Source organism: Micromonospora sp. H61 (genome assembly GCF_018070325.1).
GTDB lineage: Bacteria > Actinomycetota > Actinomycetes > Mycobacteriales > Micromonosporaceae > Micromonospora > Micromonospora salmantinae.
This window is the reverse complement of sequence record NZ_JAGPXY010000059.1, coordinates 1-25434: the sequence shown is the minus strand read 5'-3', so window position 1 is coordinate 25434 and position 25434 is coordinate 1. Positions and strand designations below refer to the sequence as shown.

The 25434-nt window shown below is 72.3% G+C and carries 17 protein-coding genes; 15 read left to right on the top strand and 2 right to left on the bottom strand.

Annotation, left to right across the window (positions count from 1 at the left end; all coding sequences use genetic code 11):
- Position 1: 1 nt before the first annotated feature.
- The 9 genes from lysA (at position 2) to KBX08_RS24550 (ending at position 16667) form a co-directional block, all read left to right on the top strand.
- Positions 2-1387 (top strand): diaminopimelate decarboxylase, encoded by a 1386-nt coding sequence (gene lysA, locus KBX08_RS24590; protein WP_112583605.1) that lies wholly within the window; start codon positions 2-4, stop codon positions 1385-1387.
- An 8-nt stretch (positions 1388-1395) separates the two neighbouring features.
- Entirely contained in the window at positions 1396-2706 is a 1311-nt protein-coding gene (locus tag KBX08_RS24585; protein ID WP_208740978.1) for a homoserine dehydrogenase, read from the top strand.
- Positions 2707-2845: 139 nt separating this feature from the next.
- A complete protein-coding gene (gene thrC / locus KBX08_RS24580; protein WP_210785743.1) occupies positions 2846-3895 on the top strand; it encodes a threonine synthase in 1050 nt (349 codons plus the stop codon).
- Positions 3896-4036: 141 nt separating this feature from the next.
- Positions 4037-7315, top strand: coding sequence for an efflux RND transporter permease subunit (locus KBX08_RS24575; RefSeq protein ID WP_210785742.1), 3279 nt, complete (start codon positions 4037-4039; stop codon positions 7313-7315).
- A 135-nt stretch (positions 7316-7450) separates the two neighbouring features.
- The gene (locus KBX08_RS24570; protein ID WP_238688519.1) at positions 7451-8122 is read left to right on the top strand and encodes a polysaccharide deacetylase family protein; all 672 of its coding nucleotides are present in this window, start codon (positions 7451-7453) and stop codon (positions 8120-8122) included.
- 106 nt (positions 8123-8228) lie between these two features.
- The gene (locus KBX08_RS24565; protein ID WP_210785741.1) at positions 8229-9473 is read left to right on the top strand and encodes an MFS transporter; all 1245 of its coding nucleotides are present in this window, start codon (positions 8229-8231) and stop codon (positions 9471-9473) included.
- Positions 9474-9537: 64 nt separating this feature from the next.
- A complete protein-coding gene (gene thrB / locus KBX08_RS24560) occupies positions 9538-10482 on the top strand; it encodes a homoserine kinase (protein WP_210785740.1) in 945 nt (314 codons plus the stop codon).
- 297 nt (positions 10483-10779) lie between these two features.
- A complete protein-coding gene (gene rho / locus KBX08_RS24555) occupies positions 10780-12978 on the top strand; it encodes a transcription termination factor Rho (protein WP_210785739.1) in 2199 nt (732 codons plus the stop codon).
- Between the two features lie 194 nt (positions 12979-13172).
- Positions 13173-16667 (top strand): phosphodiester glycosidase family protein, encoded by a 3495-nt coding sequence (locus KBX08_RS24550; protein ID WP_210785738.1) that lies wholly within the window; start codon positions 13173-13175, stop codon positions 16665-16667.
- 44 nt (positions 16668-16711) lie between these two features.
- Here the strand turns inward: KBX08_RS24550 and KBX08_RS24545 are convergent, their stop codons facing one another.
- Complete coding sequence (locus tag KBX08_RS24545; RefSeq protein ID WP_210785737.1) at positions 16712-17608, bottom strand: AAA family ATPase; 897 nt, start codon at positions 17606-17608, stop codon at positions 16712-16714.
- Positions 17609-17881: 273 nt separating this feature from the next.
- Between KBX08_RS24545 and rpmE the strand changes: the two genes are divergently transcribed.
- Together rpmE and prfA are read left to right on the top strand one after the other, a co-directional pair.
- Positions 17882-18106 carry a 50S ribosomal protein L31 gene (gene rpmE, locus KBX08_RS24540; RefSeq protein WP_030333150.1) on the top strand — a complete coding sequence of 75 codons (225 nt, stop codon included), beginning with the start codon at positions 17882-17884 and terminating at the stop codon, positions 18104-18106.
- Positions 18107-18239: 133 nt separating this feature from the next.
- Positions 18240-19328 carry a peptide chain release factor 1 gene (gene prfA, locus KBX08_RS24535; RefSeq protein ID WP_210785736.1) on the top strand — a complete coding sequence of 363 codons (1089 nt, stop codon included), beginning with the start codon at positions 18240-18242 and terminating at the stop codon, positions 19326-19328.
- A 37-nt stretch (positions 19329-19365) separates the two neighbouring features.
- Here prfA and KBX08_RS24530 read toward each other — a convergent pair whose 3' ends face one another.
- On the bottom strand, positions 19366-20910 hold the full coding sequence (locus KBX08_RS24530; protein WP_210785735.1) for a diguanylate cyclase: 1545 nt from the start codon (positions 20908-20910) through the stop codon (positions 19366-19368).
- Positions 20911-20983: 73 nt separating this feature from the next.
- Here KBX08_RS24530 and prmC point away from each other — a divergent pair, with 73 nt between their 5' ends.
- The 4 genes from prmC to KBX08_RS24510 all read left to right on the top strand — a co-directional run bounded on the left by prmC (position 20984) and on the right by KBX08_RS24510 (position 25408).
- Entirely contained in the window at positions 20984-21931 is a 948-nt protein-coding gene (gene prmC, locus KBX08_RS24525; RefSeq protein ID WP_210785734.1) for a peptide chain release factor N(5)-glutamine methyltransferase, read from the top strand.
- Positions 21931-22578, top strand: coding sequence for an L-threonylcarbamoyladenylate synthase (locus tag KBX08_RS24520; RefSeq protein ID WP_091406475.1), 648 nt, complete (start codon positions 21931-21933; stop codon positions 22576-22578). The genes prmC and KBX08_RS24520 overlap by 1 nt, the downstream gene beginning before the upstream one ends.
- Positions 22579-23190 carry a phosphotyrosine protein phosphatase gene (locus KBX08_RS24515; RefSeq protein ID WP_210785733.1) on the top strand — a complete coding sequence of 204 codons (612 nt, stop codon included), beginning with the start codon at positions 22579-22581 and terminating at the stop codon, positions 23188-23190. It begins immediately after the preceding gene.
- A 106-nt stretch (positions 23191-23296) separates the two neighbouring features.
- Positions 23297-25408, top strand: coding sequence for a transglycosylase domain-containing protein (locus KBX08_RS24510; protein ID WP_210785732.1), 2112 nt, complete (start codon positions 23297-23299; stop codon positions 25406-25408).
- The last annotated feature ends 26 nt before the right edge of the window (positions 25409-25434 follow it).

The following is a 25434-nucleotide window of genomic DNA, read 5'->3' as shown; positions in this document are numbered from 1 at the left end:
CATGAGGGCTCATGAGGCTGGTGCGCTGCACGCGGACATCAGCAACCAGGGTCCGGCCTGGCTGCGTACCCCGGCCGACGTCAACGCCCTCGTACCGGCGCTGTGGCCGCGGTCGGTGACGCGCGGCGCCGACGGCGCGGTCGCCGTCGCGGGCCTGAGCGTCCGCGACATCGCGGCCGAGTTCGGCACCCCGGTGTACGTCCTCGACGAGGCCGACCTGCGCTCGCGCTGCCGCGACTTCCGGGCGGCCTTCCCGACCGAGGACGTGTTCTACGCGGGCAAGGCGTTCCTCTGCCGGGCGGTGGTCCGGATGATCGCCGAGGAGGGGCTGCACCTGGACGTCTGCACCGGTGGCGAGTTGGCCACCGCACTGTCGGCCGGGATGCCGCCGGAGCGGATCGGCTTCCACGGCAACAACAAGTCGGTCGCCGAGCTGGGCCGGGCGCTGGACGCCGGGGTGGGCCGGATCATCGTCGACTCGTTCACCGAGATCGACCGGCTCACCGCGCTGGCCCGCGAGCGCGGGGTCCGGCCCCGGGTGCTGGTCCGGGTCACGGTGGGGGTCGAGGCGCACACCCACGAGTTCATCGCCACCGCACACGAGGACCAGAAGTTCGGCTTCTCGCTGGCCGGCGGCGCCGCTGCGAACGCCGCGTTCAAGATCCTCGACGAGGGCGTGCTGGAGCTGCGCGGTCTGCACTCGCACATCGGCTCGCAGATCTTCGACGCCAGCGGCTTCGAGGTCTCGGCCCGGCGGGTGCTCGCCCTCCAGGCACAGATCCGCGACGCGCGCGGGGTGGAGCTGCCCGAGCTGGACCTGGGCGGCGGCTTCGGCATCGCGTACACCACCCAGGACGACCCGGCGACCCCGCAGGATCTGGCCAAGCGGCTTCGCAAGATCGTCGATTCGGAGTGCGCGGCGGAGAACCTGGCAGTGCCGCACCTGTCGATCGAGCCGGGCCGGGCCATCGTCGGGCCGGCCGTGTTCACCCTCTACGAGGTCGGCACTGTCAAGGACCTCGACGGCCTCCGGACGTACGTCAGCGTCGACGGCGGGATGAGCGACAACATCCGCACCGCCCTCTACGACGCGTCCTACTCGGCGACGTTGGCCTCGCGGGCCTCGACCGCGCAGCCGTTGCTCGCCCGCGTGGTGGGAAAGCACTGTGAGTCCGGGGACATCGTGGTGAAGGATGAATTCCTGCCCGCCGACGTGCAGCCCGGAGATCTTGTCGCAGTGCCCGGCACCGGTGCGTACTGCCGAAGCATGGCCAGCAACTACAACCATGTGCCCCGGCCACCGGTGGTCGCGGTGCGCGACGGCCAGGCGCGCCTGATCGTCCGGCGGGAAACCGAAGAGGACCTGCTGGCTTTGGATGTGGGATGACGTCACCTGTGCGCTTGGCGCTGCTCGGCTGTGGCACTGTCGGCCAGGAGGTGGTCCGGCTGCTGCACGAGCAGTCGGCCGACCTCACCGCGCGGATCGGCGCTCCGCTGGAGATCGCCGGCATCGCCGTCCGTCGGCTCGGCCGCGACCGGGGTGACCTGCCGGTCGACGAGGACCTGTTCACCACCGACGCGCTCGGCCTGATCAAGCGCGACGACGTGGACGTGGTGATCGAGGTGATCGGTGGCATCGAACCGGCCCGGAGTTGGCTGGTCGAGGCGCTGCGCGCCGGCAAGAGCGTGGTCACCGCGAACAAGGCGCTGCTCGCCGAGGACGGCGTGGCCCTGCACGAGGCGGCGGCCGAGGGCGGCGGCGACCTCTACTACGAGGCGTCCGTGGCGGGGGCCATCCCGCTGCTGCGTCCGCTACGGGAGTCGCTGCACGGCGACCGGATCAACCGGGTCACCGGCATCGTCAACGGCACCACCAACTTCATCCTCTCCGCGATGGACGCCACCGGCGCCGGCTTCGCCGAGGCCCTCGAAGAGGCCACCGCCCTGGGGTACGCGGAGGCCGACCCGACCGCCGACGTGGAGGGTTTCGACGCGGCGGCGAAGGCGGCGATCCTCGCCTCGCTGGCGTTCCACACCCGGGTCGGCGCCGCCGACGTGCACCGCGAGGGCATCACCGAGGTGACCGCCGCGGACATGGCCAGCGCCCAGGCGATGGGCTGCACGATCAAACTGCTCTGCATCGCGGCCCGGGGTGTCGACCCCACCGGCCGGGAGACGGTCAGCGTCCGGGTGCACCCGGCGATGATCCCGCGCAGCCACCCGCTGGCCAGCGTCGGGGACGCGTTCAACGCGGTCTTCGTGGAGGCGGACGCGGCCGGGCAGTTGATGTTCTACGGTCGGGGCGCCGGTGGCGCGCCCACCGCCAGCGCGGTGCTCGGTGACGTGGTCGCGGTGTCCCGCAACCGGCTCGCCGGGGTGCGCGCGGCCAGCGAGAGCGCGTACGCGGACCTCGCGGTCCGGCCGATGGGTGAGGCGTTGACCCGCTACCACGTGAGCCTCGACGTGGCCGACCGCCCGGGTGTGCTGGCCTCGGTGGCGAGCGTGTTCGCCCGGCACGACGTGTCGATCGCGACAGTGCGGCAGGGCTCGGCGGGCGGGCCGGCGGGCCGCGACGGCGACGCCGAGCTGGTCATCGTCACGCACGTGGCACCGGACGCCGCGCTCGCCGCGACCGTCGGTGAGCTGCGCGGTCTGGACATTGTCCGGTCGGTGACCAGTGTGCTGCGGGTCGAGGGCGACGCCTGAGTCGTTACATCATCGACGGGACCGCTCGCGCGTCCCGCCAGGTGGGTAGGCGGGGGTGTGCCATTGACCACTCCAGCAGGCTGGTCCAAGGTGGCCCTGACAATCGGGTGGGCGCGTCGGTAGAGGCGAGGAGAGCGACATGTGGCGGGGTCTGATCGAGGCGTACCGGGATCGGCTGCCGGTCACCGCGGCCACGCCGGTCGTCACGCTGCACGAGGGCAACACCCCGCTGTTGCCGGCGCCGGTGCTGTCCGCCCGGCTCGGCTGCGACGTGCACCTCAAGGTGGAGGGCGCCAACCCGACCGGTTCCTTCAAGGACCGGGGGATGACCCTCGCGGTGTCCAAGGCGGTCGAGGCCGGCAACAAGGCCATCATCTGCGCGTCCACCGGCAACACCAGTGCCTCCGCCGCGGCGTACGCGGCCCGGGCCGGGTTGACCTGCGCCGTGCTGGTGCCGCAGGGCAAGATCGCGCTGGGCAAGCTGGCCCAGGCGCTGGTGCACGGCGCGAAGCTGCTCCAGGTGAACGGCAACTTCGACGACTGCCTCGCGACGGCCGCCAAGCTCGCCCAGGACTACCCGGTCGCGTTGGTCAACTCGGTGAACATCGACCGGTTGCACGGCCAGAAGACCGCGGCCTTCGAGATCGTCGAGGCGCTCGGTGACGCGCCCGACATCCACTGCCTGCCGGTCGGCAACGCCGGCAACATCTCCGCCTACTGGATGGGATACGAGGAGGAGTCGGCCGCCGGCGCCACCACCCGCGCCCCGAAGATGTACGGCTTCCAGGCCGCCGGGGCGGCCCCGATCGTGACCGGCCAGGTGGTGCCGGAGCCGTCCACCATCGCCACCGCGATCCGGATCGGCAACCCGGCGAGCTGGACCAAGGCACTGGATGCCCGGGACGCCTCCGGTGGCATGATCGCGGCGGTGACCGACCGGGAGATCCTCTCCGCGTACCGTCTGCTCGCCCGTGAGGTGGGGGTCTTCGTCGAGCTGGGCAGCGCGGCCAGCGTGGCCGGCCTGTTGCAGCAGGCCGCGGCGGGCGCGGTGCCGCCCGGTTCCACAGTGGTCTGCACGGTGACCGGCCACGGGTTGAAGGACCCGGAATGGGCGATCTCCACCGCGCCGGCGCCGGTGACCATCGCGAACGACCCGCTGGCTGCGGCGCGCGCCCTCGACCTGGCCTGAGCGCGCCACCGTCCGGGTGGTGATCGACGGCGGGTAGCTGGACGGCGCGACGGCCCGGGGGCGGCGGGGGCCGAGGTATGCGAGTCCGGCACACTTTCGGGTATCCCCGCCCGCATTCTCGTTCAGGAGTGAGCCAGGCCGATGTCGCTGCTCGCCAGATTCAGCCTCGCCAACCGAGGGCTGATTGCCCTCATCGCGGTGGTGACCACGGTGTTCGGAGTGTTCGCCGTGCCGTCGCTGAAGCAGCAACTGCTGCCGTCGCTCGAGTTCCCGGCCGCGTTCATCGTGGCTCCCTACCCCGGCGCCGGCCCCGAGATCGTCGAGTCGCAGGTGACCGAGCCGATCGAGAACGCCCTCCAGGGCATCCCGGGATTGGACCAGGTCACCTCCACCTCCCGCGAGGGGGCGGCCACCGTCCAGGTGACGTACGAGTTCGGCACCGACCTCGACGACGTGGTCAACAAGATGCAGACCGCGTTGAGCCGGATCGACGCCCAACTGCCGGAGGGCGTCGACCCGCAGGTCATCGCGGGTAGCACCGACGACCTTCCGGCGGTGGTGCTGGCCGCGGCCGGCAATGCGGACGAGCGGGCGCTCGCCGAGAAGCTGCGCGCGACTGTGGTGCCGGAGCTGGAGGGCGTCGAGGGGGTACGCACGGTCGAGGTGACCGGCACCCGCGACGACGTCGTGGTGGTCACCCCGGACCCGGCGAAGTTGGCCGCCGCGAAGATCCAGCCGACGGCGATCGGCGCGGCGCTGAAGACCAACGGCGTGGCGGTTCCGGCCGGCGCGGTGACCGACGGCGCACTGGCCCTCCCGGTGCAGGTCGGCACGCCGATCTCCACCCTGGAGGAGCTGCGCGGCATCGTGGTCGCCCCGGCCGCGGCACCCGTTCGCCTCGGTGACGTGGCGACGGTCGAGCAGCAGCTCGCCCCGGCTACGGCGATCACCCGGACCAACGGCAAGGACAGCCTCGGTATCGCTGTCACTGCGGCACCGGACGGCAACGCCGTGGAGATCTCGCACGAGATCCGGGACCGGCTCGACGATTTGAAGGACGCCTCCGGCGCGGAGCTGACAGTGGTCTTCGACCAGGCGCCGTTCGTCGAGAAGTCGATCGAGTCGCTGACCACCGAGGGCCTGCTGGGCCTGGTGATGGCGGTCATCGTCATCCTGGTCTTCCTGCTGTCGGTGCGCTCGACGGTGGTCACCGCGGTCTCCATCCCGCTCTCCGTGCTGGTGGCGCTGATCGCCCTGTGGATCGGTGACTACTCGCTCAACCTGCTCACCCTCGGCGCGTTGACCATCGCGGTCGGTCGGGTGGTCGACGACTCGATCGTGGTGTTGGAGAACATCAAACGACACCTGGAGTACGGCGAGGAGAAACAGCACGCCATCATCACCGGCGTCCGGGAGGTCGCCGGTGCGGTGACCGCGTCCACCCTCACCACGGTGGCGGTGTTCGCGCCGATCGCGCTGGTCGGCGGGTTCGTGGGCCAGCTCTTCGCGCCGTTCGCGATCACCGTGACGGTGGCCCTGCTCGCCTCGCTGCTGGTGTCGCTGACAGTGATCCCGGTCCTCGCGTACTGGTTCCTCAAGCCGCGCGGCGGCACCGCGGACGACGAGGCGGTACGGCACGCCGCTGAGGAGAAGGAGCTGCGCAGCCCGTTGCAGCGGGCGTACCTGCCCGTCATCGGGTTCGCCACCCGCAAGCGGTCGACCCGTTGGATCACCGTCGGGCTCGGCCTGCTGGTGCTCTTCGGCACCTTCGGTCTGGCGCAGAAGTTGGAGACCAACTTCCTGGACGACTCCGGCCAGGACACCCTCAACATGAGCCAGGAGCTGCCGGCCGGCAGTGGCCTGGCGGCCACCGACGCGGCGGCCAAGCAGGTCGAGTCGGTGCTGTCCCGCACCGATGGCGTCGAGACGTACCAGGTGACCGCGGGCGGTGGGGACAATCCGTGGGCGGGTGGCGGCGGCAACAACGTCGCCAGCTGGTCGCTGGCGCTCGACGGTGACACCGACGCGAAGCAGATGCGTGAGGTGCTGCGCAAGGAGTTCGACAAGCTCGGCGCCGGTGTGGGCGAGATCAGCTTCGGTGGCGGGCAGGAGGCGTCGACCAGCCAGCTGGAGGTGATCGTCCAGGCCAGCGACCCGGAGGCGCTGACCCGGGCCGCCGAGGAGGCGCGGGCCGCGATGGCCGGGATTCCGGACGTCGAGGAGGTCTCCACCAGCCTGGCCGCACGGGTGCCGCGGGTCGACGTGGTGGTCGACCGGGTCGCCGCCGGTCGGGTCGGGCTCACCGAGGCCGCCGTGGGGCAGCTCGTGTCGCAGGCGTTCCGAGGAGCGCCGCTGGGTCAGGTGGCGCTCGACGGCCAGCAGCAGAACGTGGTGCTGCGGTTGGGCACGCAGCCGCCGACGACCGTGGAGCAGCTGCGGGCACTGCCGGTCGGTCCGGTGAAGCTGGGCGACATCGCGCAGGTCACCCAGGGCGAGGGCCCGCAGCAGGTCACCCGCATCGACGGTGAGCGCAGCGTGTCGGTGACCGGCGCGGCGACCGGCTCGAACCTGGGCGCGACCAGCCAGGAGTTGCAGAAGCGGCTGGACGGCATCAACGTGCCGGGTGCGAGCCTCACCATCGGTGGTGTCAGCGCGGATCAGGCGGACGCCTTCGCGGACCTGGGCCTGGCGGTGCTGGCCGCGATCGCCATCGTCTTCCTGATCATGGTGGCCACGTTCCGTAGCCTCACCCAGGCGCTGATCCTGCTGATCTCCATCCCGTTCGCGGCGACCGGCGCCATCGGTCTGCTGTTGGTCACCGGGACCCCGCTCGGTGTGCCGGCGCTGATCGGTGTGCTGATGCTGGTCGGCATCGTGGTGACCAACGCGATCGTGTTGCTCGACCTGATCAACCAGTACCGGGCGCAGGGCATGGGGGTCCGGGAGGCGGTGGTCGAAGGTGGCCGTCGCCGACTGCGCCCGATCCTGATGACGGCGGTGGCGACCATCTTCGCGCTGCTGCCGATGGCGTTCGGGTTGACCGGTGAGGGCGGCTTCATCTCTCAGCCGCTGGCGGTAGTGGTGATCGGTGGTCTGCTCAGCTCGACGCTGCTCACGCTGATCCTGGTGCCGACGCTGTACACGATGGTGGAGCACACCAAGGAGTCGCTGCGGGGTCGCCGCGCACGGCGGCGTTCCGGAGGGTCGGCGGTGACCACGACGGAGACCGACGAGGTGCCAGCGCCGAACCAGGTCGCGGTGCCGAGCGGCGCGCCCGCCCCGGTCGCGGCCGAGGGTGTGCAACCGGCCGGGCGACCCGCGCCGTCGGCCGCGTTGGTGGAAGGCACGGACCAGTTCGAGGTGCTGCGGCTGCCGCGTAGCCGTACCTCGCCGCTACCTCCGGCGGAGCCGACCGAGTAGGTCGCAGCGCGCTTCGCAACGCCCCCGGCGGATTTTCGCCGGGGGCGTTGCGGGGTTCATTGGACCGGAAACACTCCGACTCGCCCACCCCATACTTTCTGTGACTTCTTGCATACTCCTCGTAGACGAGTGGGGGTGTGGGTGAAGCGGGGCGGGCGGATGGCCGAGGGCGCGGGCGGGTGGGGGCGGCGCGATCTGCTGCGCCGTGGCCTGCTGGTGGCGGGCGGTGTGGCCGTCGGCGCGGGGATGTCCGAGGCGTGGTGGATCACCCATCGCCGAATGTCGATCACCGGCGGCCCCGCCAGCGCCACCCTCGGTAATGGCCAGCAGGACGTCGGCTCCGGCGCGCTGGAGGTCGTCTGGTCCGGGCGGACCAACCAGCGCCTGGTGGCCCTCACCTTCGACGACGGCCCGGCACCACAGTGGACTCCCATGGTGCTCGACACCCTGGCCCAGCATCGGGTTCCGGCCACCTTCTTCATGGTCGGGGCGCAGGTCCGCCGGCACGCCGACGTCGTACGCGACCGGCTCGACGGGCACGAGGTGGGAAACCACAGCTGGGAGCACCGGGACCTGGCCGAGCTGGACGCCGCCGAGGCGTACGGCGACCTGCGTCGCAGCCACGACGCGATCGCCGACCTGACCGGGGTGCCGCCGGCGCTCCTCCGCCCGCCGTACGGCCACCTGGGCGGGGCGGTGCTGCACACGGCGGCCCGGCTGGACTATCGGCTGCTGCTCTGGTCGTTGCAGATGGTGGAGCGCGAGTTCCCCGGGCGCGCCGGCGGCTGGTCGCACTGCGGGGTCTGACCGAGATGATCAACCGGCTACGGTCGCGCGGTTACACCTTCGTCACGGTTTCGGCGCTGCTGGGAGCGGGTGTGGCTCAGACGACGACCAGGTAGGGTCGCGCTCCGTGGCGTCCACCCTCTCGGTTCTGACCGGCAATCGGAGCTTCCGCAACCTGTTCCTCGCCGAACTGGTGGTCTTCGGCGCCGACTGGTTCGTCATGGTGCCGCTGCTGGTGCTGCTGCCGCACCTGACCGGCAGCGGCGTCTGGGGCGCGCTGGTGTTGGCGGTGGACACCGGCATCGTTGCGTTGCTGCTGCCGTACACCGGCACGATCGCCGACCGTTTCGACCGTCGGAAGATCATGATCGCCGCGAACGTGGCCGCGTTGGCGGGCGTGTTGCTGCTGCTCGGCGTGCGGAACGCCGCAACGGCGTGGCTGGCGCTGGTCGCGATCGGCGTGGTGGCGGTCGCCAAGGCGTTCTACTCGCCGGCCGCCCAGGCCGCGCTGCCCAACGTGCTGGAGCCGCACGAACTCGCCGCGGGCAACGCCGTCGCCGGCTCGGCCTGGGGCACCATGACAGTGGTCGGCGCCTCGCTCGGCGGCGTGCTCAGCACCGCTGCCGGCCCGTACGTCTGCTTCTGGGTGGCGGCGGCGGGCCTCGCGGTGGCCGCGACCCTCGCCACCCGGATCCGCCGGCCGTTGCAGGCGCCCCGGGACGCCGACCAACCGGCCCAGCGGACCTGGTCGGCGGTTCGCGAGGCGCTCGGCTACATCGGTCACCGCCCCCGGGTGCTCGCGCTGGTCACTGTCAAGTCGGCGGTGGGCCTGGGCAACGGCGTGCTGACCGTGTTCCCGCTGCTGGCCGGCGTGTACGGTGTCGGCCCGCTCGGCGCCGGCCTGCTCTTCGCGGTACGCGGCGCGGGAGCGTTGGTGGGGCCGATCCTGATGCGCCGGGTGTTGACCAACCGGGCCTGGCTGCTGCCCGGCCTCGCGCTGTCCATGTCGCTCTACGGCCTGTCCTACCTGGGCACCTCGGTGGTGCGATGGTTTCCGCTGGTGCTGCTGCTGGTCTTCGTTGCGCACTTCGCGGGTGGCAGCAACTGGGTGATGTCGAACTTCGCCCTCCAGGGTGAAGTTCCGGACCGGCTGCGGGGCCGCGTCTTCGCCACCGACATGATGCTGGCGACGCTGGCGATCTCGGTGAGTCAACTGGCGGTGGCCCTGGTGGTGGACTCGGTCGACGAACGGGTGGTGCTCGCGGGCTGCGGTCTGATCACCCTCGTCTACGCGGTCGGCTGGCGGATCGCCACCCGCCGACTGTCGCTCACCGATCCGGCCGTCGAGCCGGTCCCGGACCCGGCCGGCTGAACTCGGCGGTCCCAGGCAGCGGGCGCGGGACCGGTTCGTCGGTCCCGAGCCCTAGCATGAGCGCGTGCCGACGAACTTCACCGCCGAGCCGGTCCGGGTCCGCGTCCCGGCGACCAGCGCCAACCTGGGCCCGGGCTTCGACGCGCTGGGTCTCGCCCTCGGGCTCTACGACGACGTGGCCGCCGAGGTCGCCACGGGTGGTGTCCGGGTGACAGTGACCGGGCAGGGCGCCGGTGAGCTGCCCGACGACGACCGGCACCTCGTGGTGCGAGCCATGCGCGCCGCGTTCGACGTGCTCGGGGCCCACCCCTCGGGGCTGAGCGTGGAGTGCGTCAACCGGATCCCCCAGGCACGCGGGCTGGGCTCCTCTTCCGCCGCGATCGTCGCCGGGGTGCTGCTGGCCCGTGCCCTGGTCGTCGATGGGGAGCACCGCCTCGACGACGCCGGCGCGCTGCGGCTGGCCGCCGAGATCGAGGGCCACCCCGACAATGTGGCGCCGTGCCTGCTCGGCGGTTTCACAGTGGCCTGGTCCGAGCCGGGCGGCGCCCGGGCCGTCTCCCTGCCGGTCGCCCCAGCGGTGCGGCCCACTGTTTTCGTCCCGGCGGAACGCGGTTTGACAGCGACAGCGCGGGCGGCTCTGCCGGCAACCGTGCCGCACGGTGACGCCGCGTTGACCGCAGGGCGGGCAGCGCTGCTGGTGCACGCGCTCACCACGGACCCGACCCTGCTGCTGCCGGCCACCGTCGACCGACTCCATCAGGATTACCGCGCAGCCGGGATGCCGGGCACATCTGCCCTGGTCAGCGAGTTGCGAGCGGCCGATGTGGCAGCTGTGGTCAGTGGGGCGGGGCCGACTGTGCTGGCGCTCAGCCAGCCTCCGGCGGGCTTCCCAGTGGGAACAGACTGGGAGATCTGGCAGTTACCGATAGACGTCAGCGGCGCGCGGGTCGCACGGGGTAGACTTGGACACGCCGAGCGGGACCCTGTTGCCGCAGGTCGGAAGAGTTGATTACGCTCTAGACCTAGCACAGCCGCGAAGCACGCGATCTCCTGCGGGGCGGCGCACCCCCGAAGCTCTCGGCGGTCAGCCCGTCTACCCCTGCCAAAGGCCCACGCCGCACCGCAGTTTCCACAGGTCGCCGCAGACGGCGAGACCTGCTCACCGACGTTGGTGAGTCGGGATACCGACCGGCTGCTGTGTCACAGACTCCCGCGACGCGTCCTTGCGAGGCGGGTGCACCGAGGCCGCCCGGCCACCTGAGCTCCGACTCCGGGCAGTCCCGGCCTTATCGAGGGAAGGAATCCATTGAGCGACACCACCGACGTGACGTCGGATGTTTCCAACGTCGCTGGCGATGCCACCGCAGCCGCTCCCGCCCGTCGTCGGCGTAGCGGCACCGGTCTGTCGGCGATGCTGCTGCCAGAGCTGCAGAGCCTGGCTGCGTCGCTCGGCATCTCCGGCACGGCTCGCATGCGCAAGGGCGAGCTGATCGCCGCGATTTCCGAGCGGCAGGGCGGCAACGCCGCCGGGACCCCTCGACCACGGGCCGAGGTCGCGGCCGCGGCCGCCCCGACCCGTGAGGGAGTGCGTGCCGAGGTGCGGGAAACCGCCGACCGGCCGGCAGCCGAAGGACGCGGTGCCGAGCAGGCGCCGGCCGAGCCGGCCGCCGAGACCGAGGGCCGTAGCCGCACCCGACGGAGCCGGACCGCAACTGCGGAGGCCCGTAGCACCGAGGCTCGCCCCGCTGAGGCGCGGGGGACCGAGTCGCGGGGGACTGAGGCGCGGGCGACCGAGACGCGTACCGACGAGGCGGAAGCCGGCGAGCGGGCCGACCGTGGCGAGAACCGCCGCGACCGGGCTGAGCGTCCGGAGCGTGCCGACCGGACCGAGCGGACCGAGCGTGGCGAGCGGACCGAGCGTGCCGACCGTGGCGAGCGGACCGAGCGTGCCGACCGGACCGAACGGACCGAGCGTGGCGAGCGGACCGAGCGTGCCGACCGTGGCGAGCGGACCGAGCGTGGCGAGCGGATCGAGCGTGCCGACCGTGGCGAGCGCAACGACCGGGGCGAGCGTGCCGACCGTGGCGAGCGCAACGACCGGGGCGAGCGTGCCGATCGTGGCGAGCGCAACGACCGGGGCGAGCGTGGCGAGCGTGCCGAGCGCAACGACCGACCCGACCGCGGTGACCGCAACGACCGCAACGACCGTGGTCAGCGTGCCGAGCGGGACAGCGACGACGACGACGAGGGTGGCGGCCGGCGCGGCCGGCGCAGCCGTTTCCGGGACCGTCGCCGCGGGCGCGGCGAGCGCACCGAGACCGGTGCCGAGACCGGCGGGCGTGAGCCGCAGGTCAACGAGGACGACGTGCTCGTCCCGGTGGCCGGCATCATCGACGTTCTCGACAACTACGCCTTCGTGCGGACGACCGGTTACCTGGCCGGCCCGAACGACGTGTACGTCTCGATGTCCCAGATCAAGAAGTACGGCCTGCGCCGCGGTGACGCGATCACCGGTGCGGTGCGGGCGGCCCGCGAGGGCGGCAACAGCGGCGACCAGCGGCGCGACAAGTACAACCCGCTGATGCGGCTGGACACGATCAACGGGATGGAGCCGGAGGAGGCCCGGCGTCGTCCGGAGTTCTACAAGCTCACCCCGCTCTACCCGCAGGAGCGCCTGCGGCTGGAGACCGAGCCGCACATCCTGACCACCCGGGTCATCGACCTGGTCATGCCGATCGGCAAGGGCCAGCGGGCACTCATCCAGTCTCCGCCCAAGGCGGGTAAGACGATGGTGCTGCAGGCGATCGCGAACGCGATCACCCGCAACAACCCGGAGTGCCACCTGATGGTGGTGCTGGTGGACGAGCGGCCTGAAGAGGTCACCGACATGCAGCGGTCGATCAAGGGCGAGGTCATCGCGGCCACGTTCGACCGTCCGCCGCAGGACCACACCACTGTGGCGGAGTTGGCCATCGAGCGGGCCAAGCGCCTCGTCGAGCTTGGGCACGACGTCGTCGTGCTGCTCGACTCGGTGACCCGGCTCGGTCGGTCGTACAACCTGGCGGCGCCGGCCAGCGGCCGGATCATGTCGGGTGGTATCGACTCCACAGCGCTGTACCCGCCGAAGCGCTTCCTCGGCGCGGCCCGCAACATCGAGAACGGCGGGTCGCTGACCATCATCGCCACGGCGCTGGTGGAGACCGGGTCCATGGCGGACACGGTCATCTTCGAGGAGTTCAAGGGCACCGGCAACGCCGAGTTGAAGCTGGACCGGAAGATCGCCGACAAGCGGACCTTCCCGGCCATCGACATCAACCCGTCCGGTACGCGTAAGGAAGAGGTCCTGCTCGCACCGGAGGAGCTGGCCATCATCCACAAGCTCCGGAAGGTGCTGCACTCGCTGGACTCGCAGGCCGCGATGGATCTCCTGCTGGACCGGCTCAAGCAGTCCCGCACGAACATCGAGTTCCTGATGCAGATCGCGAAGTCGACGCCGGGGGAGTAACCATCCCCGGGTGACGACGAAGGGGGACGGCCATCGCGGCCGTGCCCCTTCGTCATGTCCCCGGGCCCGACACCGCAGCCGGGGGAGCCGCAGCGGGCGGGAGATGACGCCCGCTCCGTGAGGTGATGGAATTTTCCTTCGGTTCAGTCGACAGGTATTGAAACTTCTATTCATTGCCGGGTTGACTGTCGTCCATGCGTACCCGCAGACGATCCGCCCGCCGCACCGGCGTCCTGCTGCTGACGCCGCTGCTCGCCCTGGCCCTGTCGCCGCCGGCCACCGCGGCACCCACCATCGACTCGCCCACCGTGGCCTCACGGTCCGTGGCCTCGCCCACCATCGCGGAGGACGCGCCGCCCGCGTCCTCCGGCCCGGGCGGCTCGGTCAGCCTGGCCGCCGACCCGACAGTCGCGACCGCCCCGACCGCCGGCGCTGGTGGTCTGGAGCCGGCCGGCGGGCTGGAGACCACGACTGCCACCCGGCCGGTCGCGCCGGGCGTGCAGCTGACGTCCTTCGACCGGTACGACGCCGAGGGCTGGCTGCGCGCCGACGCGCTCACCACCGACCTGGCCGGCGGCTCCACCGTCGACTACGTCAACTCCGGCGCGGTCAGCCGGGCCGAGCCGCTGCGAAAGGCGGTGGACGAGTCGCACGCGGTCGCCGCTGTCAACGGCGACTTCTTCGACATCAACAACTCCGGCGCCGCCCAGGGTGTCGGCGTCCGTGACGGCGAGCTGATCCAGTCGGGGGTCAGCGGTCACCGCAACGCGGTGGCGGTCACCACGAACGGGCTCGGGCGGGTGATCGAGGTGAACTTCGACGGCAGCGCCACACTGCCCACCGGGCCGGTCCCGCTGACCCAGTTCAACAACATGGTGCAGGCCGACGGCATCGGCGCCTTCACCGAGCTGTGGGGGACGTACTCCCGGCAGCGTGCCGTGGAGGGCGCGGCCCGGGTGGTCGAGGTCACAGTGACCGGCGGTCGGGTGGCCGCTGTGGGAAGCGTGGCCGGTAGCGGCCCGATCGTCGCCGGCAGCACCGTGCTGCTCGGCCGGGACCTCGGCGCGGACGCGCTGGCCGGCCTGCGCCCCGGTGACCCGGTGGCGGTGGCCTGGCGGCCGAAGCCCTCCGACGGCAGCACCCTGCACGCGGCGGTCGGGGGCGGCAACGTCCTGGTCCGCGACGGCGTCGTGCAGAGCATCGCCGACCCGACCCTCGCCCCGCGCACCGCTGTCGGATTCAGCGCCGACGGTCGAAAGATGATCATGCTGACGGTGGACGGCCGTCAGGTCGACAGCCGCGGCGTGACGCAGACCGAGATGGGCCGGATGATGGCCGAGTTGGGCGCCCACCACGCGCTCAACCTCGATGGTGGGGGATCGTCCACGCTGCTGGCCCGGGAGCCGGGCGCGCCCGCCGTACAGCTGGAGAACGGCCCCTCCGACGGCAGTGAACGGGCCGTGCCCAACGGCCTGGCCATCTACGCGCCGAAGGGCAGCGGGCGACTCACCGGCTACTGGGTCGAGACGGCCAGCGACCCCACCGCCGCCCCGGGCGTCTCACCGGTGCGAGGTGGGCGGCCCGACCGGGTCTTCCCGGGGCTGACCCGCACCCTCACCGCATCCGGCTACGACGAGACGTACGGCCCGGCGGCGGGCGCCCCCACCTGGCGGGCGACCCCGGCGGTACGCGGCCGGGTCGACAGTGACGGCGTGTTCCGCGCCGGCGCGCCGGGGGCCAGCACGGTCACCGCCGCACGGGGGCGGGCCAGCGGCTCGGTGAACCTCACAGTGCTCGGCCCGCTGGCCCGGATCGGCGCCACCGCGCCGCGGGTCGGGCTGACCGGCCGCGACGGTGACGCAGTGGTCGGCGTGGTCGGGTACGACGCCGAAGGCAACACCGCGCCGATCGAGCCGGCAGACCTCACCCTCGACTACGACCGGAATCTGCTGCGGATCACCCCCACCGGGGACGGAAACCTGTCCATCGCCGCGTTGCAGGCCACCGGCTCGGGACTGGTGACCGTTCACGTCGGACGCTCGAGCGTTGTCCTGCCGGTCACCGTCGGGCTGACCGACGTGCCGGTCGCCGGGTTCGACGACGCCGCGTCCTGGCGGTTCAGCCAGGCCCGTGCCAGCGGTTCGGTGGCGCCGGCGCCCGGGCACACCGGCACCGGACTGCGAATGTCGTACGACTTCAGCCGGTCCACCGGCACGCGGGCCGCGTACGCCGACCCGCCGGCCTGGATCGAGGTGCCCGGTCAGCCGCAGGCTTTCGGGATGTGGATCCACGGCAACGGCACCGGGGAGTGGCCCAGCCTGCACCTGCACGACGCCCAGGACACCCAGCACGTGCTGCGTGGCCCACTGATCACCTGGACCGGTTGGCGGTACGTGGAGTTCGCGGTGCCGGCCGGGGTGCAGTACCCGGTGCGGGTACGCCGCTTCTACGTGGCCGAGACGAACGCCGCGGCGCAGTACACCAGCGAGGTGATCATCGACGACCTGGTGGCGAAGGTGCCCCCGACGGTGGACGTGCCGGAGGCGGCCCCGCGTACCGATCGGGTGGTGGTCCGCGACGGCACTGTGGACGGCGCGCCGTGGCGGTTCGCGGTGCTCTCCGACGCCCAGTTCGTCGCCGCCGACCCGGACAGCGACCTGGTCGCCCAGGCCCGGCGGACGTTGCGCGAGGTGCGGGCGGCCCGGCCGGACTTCCTCCTGATCAACGGCGACTTCGTGGACACCGCCTACCCGGCCGACTTCGCGCTGGCCCGGCGGATCCTCGACGAGGAGTTGGGCGACGCGCTGCCCTGGTACTACGTGCCCGGCAACCACGAGATCATGGGCGCTCCGATCAGCAACTTCGCGGCCGTGTTCGGTGCCACCTCCCGGGTGTTCGATCACAACGGCACCCGGTTCGTCACGCTGAACTCGTCCACCGGGACGCTGCGCGGCGGAGGCTTCGACCAGGTACGGATGCTCCGCGAGGCGCTGGACGCGGCGGCTACCGACCGGCGCGTGGGTTCGGTGGTCGTCCTGCACCACCACCCGCCGCGCGACCCCAGCCCGGCGCAGGCCAGCCAGCTCGGCGACCGCAAGGAGGCGGCGCTGCTGGAGCAATGGCTGGCCGACTTCCAGCACCGCACCGGCAAGGGCGCGCTGTTCGTGGGCGGGCACGTCGGCACCTTCCACGCCGACCGGGTGGACGGGGTGCCGTACGTGATCAACGGCAATGCGGGCAAGACGCCGTCCACCCCTGCCGACCAGGGCGGCTTCACCGGTTGGACGGAGTTCGGCGTGGACCCGGTGACCCCGGCCGAGGCCGACCGGGCCCGCCGTGACCCGCTCGCCGAGGGCCCGCGCTGGGTGGACGCGGAGTTCCACGCGCACACCGACCGCCTCACGATGGCCGCCCCGGCCAGCGTCGCGGTCGGCACCCCAGCGGCGGTCACCGCCACGCTGACCCAGCCCGGCGGGCGTACGGTCCCGGTGGCCGCACCGGTCAGCGCCGACTGGTCGGCCTCGCCGGGAGTGCACGTCGGCTCGGCGGCCGGAGTGCGTCCCTGGCACACCGCCCGGTTCGACCCGGCCACCGGCACCCTGACGGCACTTCGGCCCGGCGCGCCGATACGCCTGACTGTCGAGGTCAACGGCGCCCGTGCCGAGGCCACCATCACCGTCACCGGGTGAACTGTCCGGACGGGCCCCCACGCCTGGGGGCCCGTCCGGACACCTCAGAAGTCGCCGTCGGCCACCTGGAAGACGGTGAGACCGAGGGATCGCCACATCTGGACGACCTGGACACGGTCGTCGAAGACGCCGGCCACCCGGTAACGGTCCCGGATCTCCCGGTCGTAGATCTCCCGCTTGACGATCGAGTCCTTCCGCGAGTCGCCGACGGCCCGCAGGTGTAGTCCCAGGTAGGGCACTCGGACGTGCCGGGCCAGCCACGCCTCGGTGGCCGCGCGGGCGGAGGCGTCCCGCCCCGAGCAGAAGACCACCCCGTACCCGGCGGCGTGCATCGCCCGGACCGCCGCGATCACCGCGCTGTTCGGCTGGTCCTGGCCCACCCGGGTCATGTCGTACGGGCTGCGGGAGACGGCCAGTGCGACGGTGCCGTCGATGTCCACCAGGACGATCTCCGGTGGCTCGGCCGACGGCGGGTGCACCACGGCGGGGCGTCCGGTGCGGGCCTGCGGCACCGGCAACGGCAACTCCCGCCCCTGGAGGTACCGCTCGTGCAGCCGGCGGATCGCGTCCGCGCCGACCTGGTCGGCGCCCGGACGGGCGGCGTCGCGGCGCAGGCACTCGTCCAGCGGCACGTCGGTGAAGTCGTGCACCTCGAAGTCCGCGCCGTGGCGGGCGGCCAGCTCGGCCCAGCCCCGTAGGGTCCGCGCGCGCAGGTTGGTGTCGTCCACGCAGACGTCCGCTCGGGCCCGCAGCAACGCCTCGACCTGAGCCTGCTGCACTGCTGTCACCTGCGCCTCGGCCCACTGGGTGAACAACCGTTCACCGTGCAGCATCCGGCGCAGATCGTCCCGGTTGACCCGCGACACGGAGGGCTGGAGCGTGCGGGCGAACGTCGTCTTGCCCGAGGCGGGCAGGCCCCGGGTGGCGATCAGGCGGGTCATCGGCGCACCTCCGGCTCGACGGGCGTACCCCGGCCGGGGTACCCGGCGGCGATCCGCCGGGTGCGCGAATGCCCCGCCGGGCGGCGGGAATGCGGACGGGTAGGCACGTGTTGACGATGCCGGACGAGGTGTGCGGCCCGACTACCGGGTCGGCTCAGGCCCATGGCACACTGGTCAATCGGCCACCGGTTCCGGTTCACGCCCGAGCCCGTCGTGTACGGCGCGACGAGCGATGACGGCGACCCGGCGCCCACCAACGCGAGGACCGAGGCGATGAAGGCAAACATCCACCCGGAGTACGTGACCACCGAGGTCAGCTGCTCCTGTGGCAACACGTTCACGACCCGCAGCACCGCCAAGGGCGGGGCGATCCACGCCGAGACCTGCAGCGCCTGCCACCCGTTCTACACCGGTAAGCAGCGCGTTCTCGACACCGCCGGCCGGGTCGCGAAGTTCCAGCAGAAGTACGCCAAGGTTCAGGCCAAGAAGGCCAAGTAACTCCTCGTTCGGCGCCCGCGTCCGGTTTCTCACCGGACGCGGGCGCCGTCCGCGTTTTCCTCCGTTTCCGTCCGGCCGCTGGCCTCCCGGCCCCGGCCCGGTCGTCGCGCACCGTCGAAGGAGCATCCGCAGCATGAGCAGCGAGCGTCTGGCCGGCCTTCTCGACGAGTACGCGGAGCTGGAGAAGCGGTTGGCCGATCCGGCCATCCACGCCGACCAGGCCACCGCGCGCAGGGTCGGCCGCCGGTACGCCGAGCTGGTGCCGCTGCACAAGGCCGCCGACGAGTTGGAGCAGGCCCGCGCCGATCTGGCCGCGGCTCGCGAGTTGGCCGCCGAGGACCCGTCCTTCGCGGCCGAGGCGGACGCCATCGCCGGGTCTCTGCCGGTGCTGGAGGAGCGGCTCGCCGAGCTGCTCATTCCGCGCGACCCGCACGACGCCAAGGACGTGATCGTCGAGATCAAGGCCGGTGAGGGTGGCGAGGAGTCGGCACTGTTCGCCGGTGACCTGCTGCGGATGTACACCCGGTACGCCGAGCGGCACGGCTGGGTCACCGAGGTGATCGACGCACAGGATTCCGACCTCGGCGGGGTCAAGGACGTCTCCCTGGCGATCAAGACCAAGGGTGTGCCGGACGGCGGCAACGGCGTCTGGTCACGGCTCAAGTGGGAGGGCGGCGTGCACCGGGTGCAGCGTGTCCCGGTGACCGAGTCGCAGGGTCGGATCCACACCAGCGCCGCCGGGGTGCTGGTGCTGCCGGAGGCCGAGGACGTCGACGTCACGATCGACCAGAACGAACTACGCATCGACGTGTTCCGCTCGTCCGGCCCGGGTGGCCAGTCGGTGAACACCACCGACTCGGCGGTGCGGATCACCCACCTGCCGACCGGCATCGTCGTCTCCTGCCAGAACGAGAAGTCCCAGTTGCAGAACCGGGAGCAGGCGATGCGGATCCTGCGGGCCCGGCTGCTCGCCGCCGCCCAGGAACAGGCCGACGCCGCCGCCTCGGACGCGCGCAAGGCCCAGGTGCGCACCGTGGACCGCTCGGAGCGGATCCGCACCTACAACTTCCCGCAGAACCGGATCACCGATCACCGGATCGGCTACACCGCGTACAACCTGGATCTGGCCCTCGGCGGCGAGCTGGACGGGGTGCTGGACGCCCTCACCGAGGCCGACCGGGCCGCCCGGCTCGCCGGCGGCACCGAGCTGACCCGCCGCTGACCGCGGCACCGAGCTGACCCGCTCGCGCGGGGGCCGATCAGCTCGCGCGGGGGCGGGTCTTGGCGCGGAGCATCTCGCGGTCGGCCTGCTCGAACGCGACGCTGAGCGCGTCGCGTAACCCGCTGCCACCGGAGACCTCGGCGAAGCCGATGCTGACCCCGACCGGGGTGCCCGGGACCAACGACTCCCAGTCCTCCAGGCGGACCGCCGCCTCGATCCGGCGGGCCACCTCGGCGGCCTCGGTCATGCCGGTGTCCGGCAACACCACCACGAATTCGTCACCGCCGTAGCGGGCCACGAAGTCACCCCGGCGCATCACCCGGTTGATCACGCCGGCGATGCGTTGCAGCACCAGGTCGCCCGAGTGGTGCCCGTGCCGGGTGTTGACCGCCTTGAAACCGTCCAGGTCGCAGACGCCGATCACCACTCGATCGCCGCGGGTGACAACGGCAGTGATGTAGCGCTCCAGCCGGCGGCGGTTCGGCAGCCCGGTGAGCGGGTCGGTCAACGCCTCGCCCTCGAAGCGTGCCGCCTCGCGGCGCATCTCCTCGTGGTCGATGCGGGCGGCGATGCCGTCGATGTAGACGTCACGCAGCCGGTCGTTGCGCTGCGCGGCGAGCCGGAACGCCAGCCGGTCGGCCCGGTGCGCCGCCAGGTGGTCCCCGGCGCGGGTCAACGCGATGCTGCGCAGCCGGGCCGGCTCGGCCGCCCCGAGCGTCTCGTTGGAGACCTGGACGGTGTCCAGTCGCGCGACCGCCTCGATCGGCCGACCGTCGGCGACGGCGAGGCACACCTGCCCGAGCTGACGCAGGTCGCGGGCGCGGGCGCTGTCCCCGCCGTGGGTGATCAACCGGGCCGGCTCGGGGCCTTCGGTCGCCACCTGGTCACCGAGCGCGGCCTGTCGGGCCGCCGCGTAGCCGTACGCGGCGAGGCTGCTCGGGCGTAGCTGGCCGGCCCGCCCGGCGCGGACGAAGCGGGTCAGGTCGGCGGCCACGTCCCGGAGCACCCGCAGACAACCATCGCTGTCGCCGTTGTGGTCCAGGGCCACGGCGTTGCGCAGCCGGATGCCCGGCGCGGCGAACGTCTCCTCCGGGATCCCGGAGGTCAGCCCGAGCTGCCGGGCCCGCTCGATGGCGCCCAGGGCGTACCCGTGGAAGCTGAGGTAGCTGTAGGCCATGGCCAGGTCGTGCCAGCCCCAGGCGGTGTCCCGGTCCGGGTCGGCGACGGCGCCCAGCGCCCGGGCCGCCCGGACGAGGTGCATGACGCAGCGGTCCAGTGCGCCCTGGTGGTGCGCGGCGAGCGCGGCCAGCGCGTTGAGGTGACCGTGCAGATAGGGCTCGGCGAGGTCGCGGACCGCCGTCGACGCCTCTTCGATGGCCCTGGTGAACTCCGCGGTCCGACCGAGATTGATCAGCGCGGAGAGGCGCTGCACCATCGCGTCCGCTCGCGCCGCCGGGTCGTTGGTGGTGCGGATCACACGCTCCAACAGGACGTACGCCTCCGCGGAGCGGCTGGCCTCCTGCAACGCCCGGGCGTGCGTCAGGGCGTCAACCTGGTCATCGACCCGGTCGAGCCAGCCCACCCGCCAACCTCCTGTCGTGCGCGCCTGGGCGCACCTGTTCGTCACGCCGCCCGTGACGCTTCATGATTATGTCGTGAGTACTTTGCCGCAACACCCCCCCGAAGGGACAGGCCCCATCCGGGCGTCCGCCGCGGTGGCCCGAGCGGCTCGCGCGCTCGCCGCCGCCGGGGTCGGCTCGGCCCGGGTGGAGGCCGAGTTGCTGGCGGCGTACGTGCTCGGGGTTCCCCGGGGTCGGTTGGCTCTCGCCGACGACCTGGGCGACGACCAGCTGGTGCGGCTCGACGAGTTGACGCGCCGCCGCGCCGCGCGCGAGCCGTTGCAGCACCTGACCGGTCGGGCCGGGTTCCGGCACCTGGAGCTGTCGGTCGGCCCGGGTGTCTTCGTACCCCGGCCGGAGACCGAGCTGTTGGCCGGCTGGGGCGTCGAGCAGGCCCAGGGCCGGCCCGATCCGGTGGTGGTGGACCTGTGCAGCGGCTCCGGCGCCATCGCGCTGGCGGTGGCTCAGGAGCTGCCGGGAGCGCGGGTGATCGCGGTGGAGCGGTCCCCGGCGGCGCTGGCCTGGCTGCGGCGCAACGCGGCGGAGCGCGCCGCGGCGGGGGACCGCCCGATCGAGGTGGTCGAGGCCGATGTGACAGCGCCGGATCTGCTGGCCGAGCTGGCGGGCCGGGTGGACGTGCTGCTCTGCAACCCGCCGTACGTACCGGACGACGTGGTGGTCCCGCCGGAGGTGGCCGGGCACGACCCGGCGGAGGCGGTCTTCGGGGGCGCTGACGGTCTGGTGGTGATCCGGCCGGTCGTCGCCCGGGCGGCGGTGCTGTTGCGCCCCGGGGGCGTGTTCGGCGTCGAGCACGACGACACCCACGGCGCGGCGGTGCCCGAACTGCTCGCCCGCGACGGCGGCTTCACCGCCGTGGCGGAGCATCCGGACCTCACCGGGCGTCCCCGCTACGCGACCGCGTCCCGACGGGCGGACGGCCAGCACGCCCCGATCGGGGCGGCGTGGCAGACTGACTCCTCGTGATGCTCTACGACTGCCGGTCGCCCGCCGATCGGGACCGCGGCATCGCTGCGGCGATCGAGGCGGTCAAGAACGGCGAGCTGGTCGTTCTCCCGACGGACACCGTGTATGGGATCGGCGCGGACGCGTTCACCCCGTACGCGGTGAAGGCGCTGCTCGATGCCAAGGGCCGGGGTCGGCAGATGCCGCCGCCGGTGCTGATCGGCTCGCGGCACACCCTTGACGGGTTGGTCTTCTCGCTGCCCACCGCCGCACGGGACCTCGTGGAGGCGTTCTGGCCGGGTGCGCTGACGATCGTGGTCGAGCACTCGCCGAGCCTGCAGTGGGACCTGGGCGACAAGACCGGCACTGTGGCGGTGCGGATGCCGCTGCACCCGGTGGCGTTGGAGGTGCTGCGCGAGACCGGCCCGATGGCGGTCTCGTCGGCCAACAAGACCGGCCAGCCGGCCGCGGTCACCGCCGACGAGGCGCGTGACCAGCTCAGCTACTCGGTGCGGGCCTACCTGGAGGCCGGCCCCTGCCCGGATCCGGTGCCCAGCACGATCGTGGATCTGACCGGTGAGGTGCCGCAGCTGCTGCGGGCCGGGGCGATCCCGCTGGAGAAGCTGCGCGACGTGGTTCCGGATCTCGTCGACGGTCGGGCGGTCTGAGTGCCCCCGTTCACTGTTCTGCACGTCTGCATGGGCAACATCTGCCGCTCGCCGATGGCGGAGCGGCTGCTGGCCCTGGCGGTGCGGGAGCGGCTGACCCGGCGTTCGCAGGACCCGGCCCAGGCCGAGGAGCTGGTGCACAGCCACAGCGCCGGTACGGGTGGCTGGCACGCGGGCGAGGAGATGAACCCGCCGGCGGCACGGCAGGTCACCGGCCGTGGTGGGGACGTGGCCGGGTTCGCAGCGCGCAAGCTGCGCTCGGACCACATCGACGCCGCCGACCTGGTCCTGACCGCCACCGCCGACCAGCAGGAGTACGTGGTGGCGCTTCGTCCGGACGCGGCGTCCCGGACGTTCGTGCTGGGCGAGTTCGGCCGGCTGCTGGCCGCTGTGGACGCCGCCGCGCTGCCGCCGGGCGACGCCACCCCGGAGGCCGTGTACGCCCGGGGGATGGCCCTGGTGGCGGCGGCGCACGACGCGCGGCTGGGCGCTTCGGCGCTGGCCACCGATGATCTGGACGACCCGTGGGGTCGTGGCGACCAGTGCTTCAGCCGGGTCGCCGACGAGATCGAGGAGACGGTCCACCCGCTGGCCGGCGCGCTACTGCCCTGAGCGTGGTGCGAGTTTCCTCCGGGTTTGGGGAAAACCCAGGGCCAAAGGGGCGTTCCGGGTCATTCTGAACGGGTCCTAGCGTGACCGGCTCCTGCGGGGAGAGCTGATGATCCGGGCCCAACTCGACAAACTGCTGACCGTGGTGATCGCCGGAGTGCTGGCCGGGTTGGTGCTGGCCGCCGCCGCCCTACCCGCGGCCCTGGTCCTCGGGATCGGCTTCAGCGCCCTGTCGACGCCGTACTCGGAGCTGCCGAACACGCTCCGGACGCCGCCCACCGCGCAGCGCTCCAACCTCTACGCCAACGACGGCACCACCCTGATCACCTCCTTCTACCAGGAGGATCGCGTGGACGTGCCGCTGCACGAGGTGGCTCCGGTGATGCGCCGGGCGATAGTGGCCGCCGAGGACGTCCGGTTCTACCAGCACAGCGGGGTCGACCTGCGGGGCGTGGTGCGCGCGTTCACGGTCAACAAGCGCGACGGCCGGACCCGGCAGGGCGCCTCCACGCTGACCATGCAGTACGTCCGCAACGTACTCAGCAACGACCCCCGGCTGACCGAGGCGCAGCGGGACGCCGCCACCGAACTCACCACCGTCCGCAAGCTCCAGGAGATGCGGTACGCGCTCGCGTTGGAGCGGGAACTCGACAAGGACGAGATCCTGACCCGCTACCTCAACATCGCCTACTTCGGTGCCGGGGCGTACGGCATCGCGGCGGCCAGCAAGCGGTACTTCTCCCGCTCCCCGGCCGAGCTGACCCTGGCCCAGGCGGCACTGCTCGCCGGTCTGGTGCGTTCGCCGGACAGCGACGATCCGATCAACGGCGACGCCGACAGCGCGGTGGCCCGGCGGTCGTACGTGTTGGAACGGCTGGTGGAGTCCGGGCAGGTACCGGCGGACGCGGCGGCGGCGGCGCGCGCCGAACCGCTGCAACTGCGGCCCAGCGAGACCCCGAACGACTGCACGGGCGTGCCCGACGGGCACAACGACTGGGGCTTCTTCTGCGACTGGTTCACCCGCTGGTGGAGCAGTCAGTCCGCGTTCGGGGCGACCGCCGACGAGCGGCAGCGTGCGCTGCGCCGGGGCGGCTTCTCCATCGTGTCGTCGCTGGACCCGGGCGTGCAGCGGGCCACCACCGAGCAGGTGCTGAAGATCTATCCGACGACCAGGGCCGAGGCGGTGCCCACCGCGGTGGTGCAACCGGGCACCGGGCGGGTGCTGGCGATGTCGGTGAACCGCGCCTACAGCGTGGCGGACAACCCGGTCGGGCAGAAGAACCGCCCGAACACCGTCAACCAGCTGATCGCCGGCGGCGGCGCGATCGAGGGGTACCAGGGCGGCTCGACGTTCAAGCTCTTCACCCTGCTGGCCGCGCTGGAGTCCGGCCTGCCGCTGTCGACCGACTTCGTGGCGCCGACCCAGTTGCTCACCCGCTTCCCGGTGACCGGGGAGGCGAGCTGCGACGGACGGTGGTGCCCGGCGAACGCCAGCCCGTCGTCGATGGACGGCCCCCGCACCATGTGGAGCGCGTTCGGCCGCTCGGTGAACACGTACTTCGCCTGGCTCACCGAGAAGGTCGGCGCCGATCGGGTGGTGGAGATGGCCGAGCGGCTCGGCATCGTGCTGCGGGCCGAGTCCGACGCCAAGCTGGCCCGCTACGGCGCGAAGGACTGGGGTCCGTTCACCCTGGGCGTGGCCGCGACCACCCCGTTGGACCTGGCCAGCGCGTACGCCACGGTGGCGGCCGAGGGGACCTGGTGTGCGCCGCTGCCGGTGGTCTCGATCACCGACTCGGGCGGCCGGCCGGTCGACGCCGCCAAGCCGGACTGCCGACAGGTGCTCGACGCCGACGTGGCGCGGGCGGCCATCGACGCGGCCCGCTGCCCGGTGGGCGACCAGTCGATGTACGGGCGTTGCGACGGCGCCACCGCACCCGGGTTGCGGGCGAAGCTCGGCCGTCCGGTGGCGGGCAAGACCGGCAGTTCGGAGCGGTACGAGACGGAGACGGTAGTGGCGTTCACGCCGCAGCTCGCGGTCGCGTCGATGGCCGCGAACCCGGACGATCCCCGGGACGCGGTCGGTCAGGCGGTGCAGGCCCAGATGGTGAACGCGGTCGGTGAGGTGCTCGCCTTCGCCCTGCGCGACCAACCGGTCCGCGACTTCGTCCCGCCGAGCGAACGAACCGCCTTCCAACCCCAACCCCAAGCCGGCAACTAACCCCCACCCCCTACACCACCCCACCC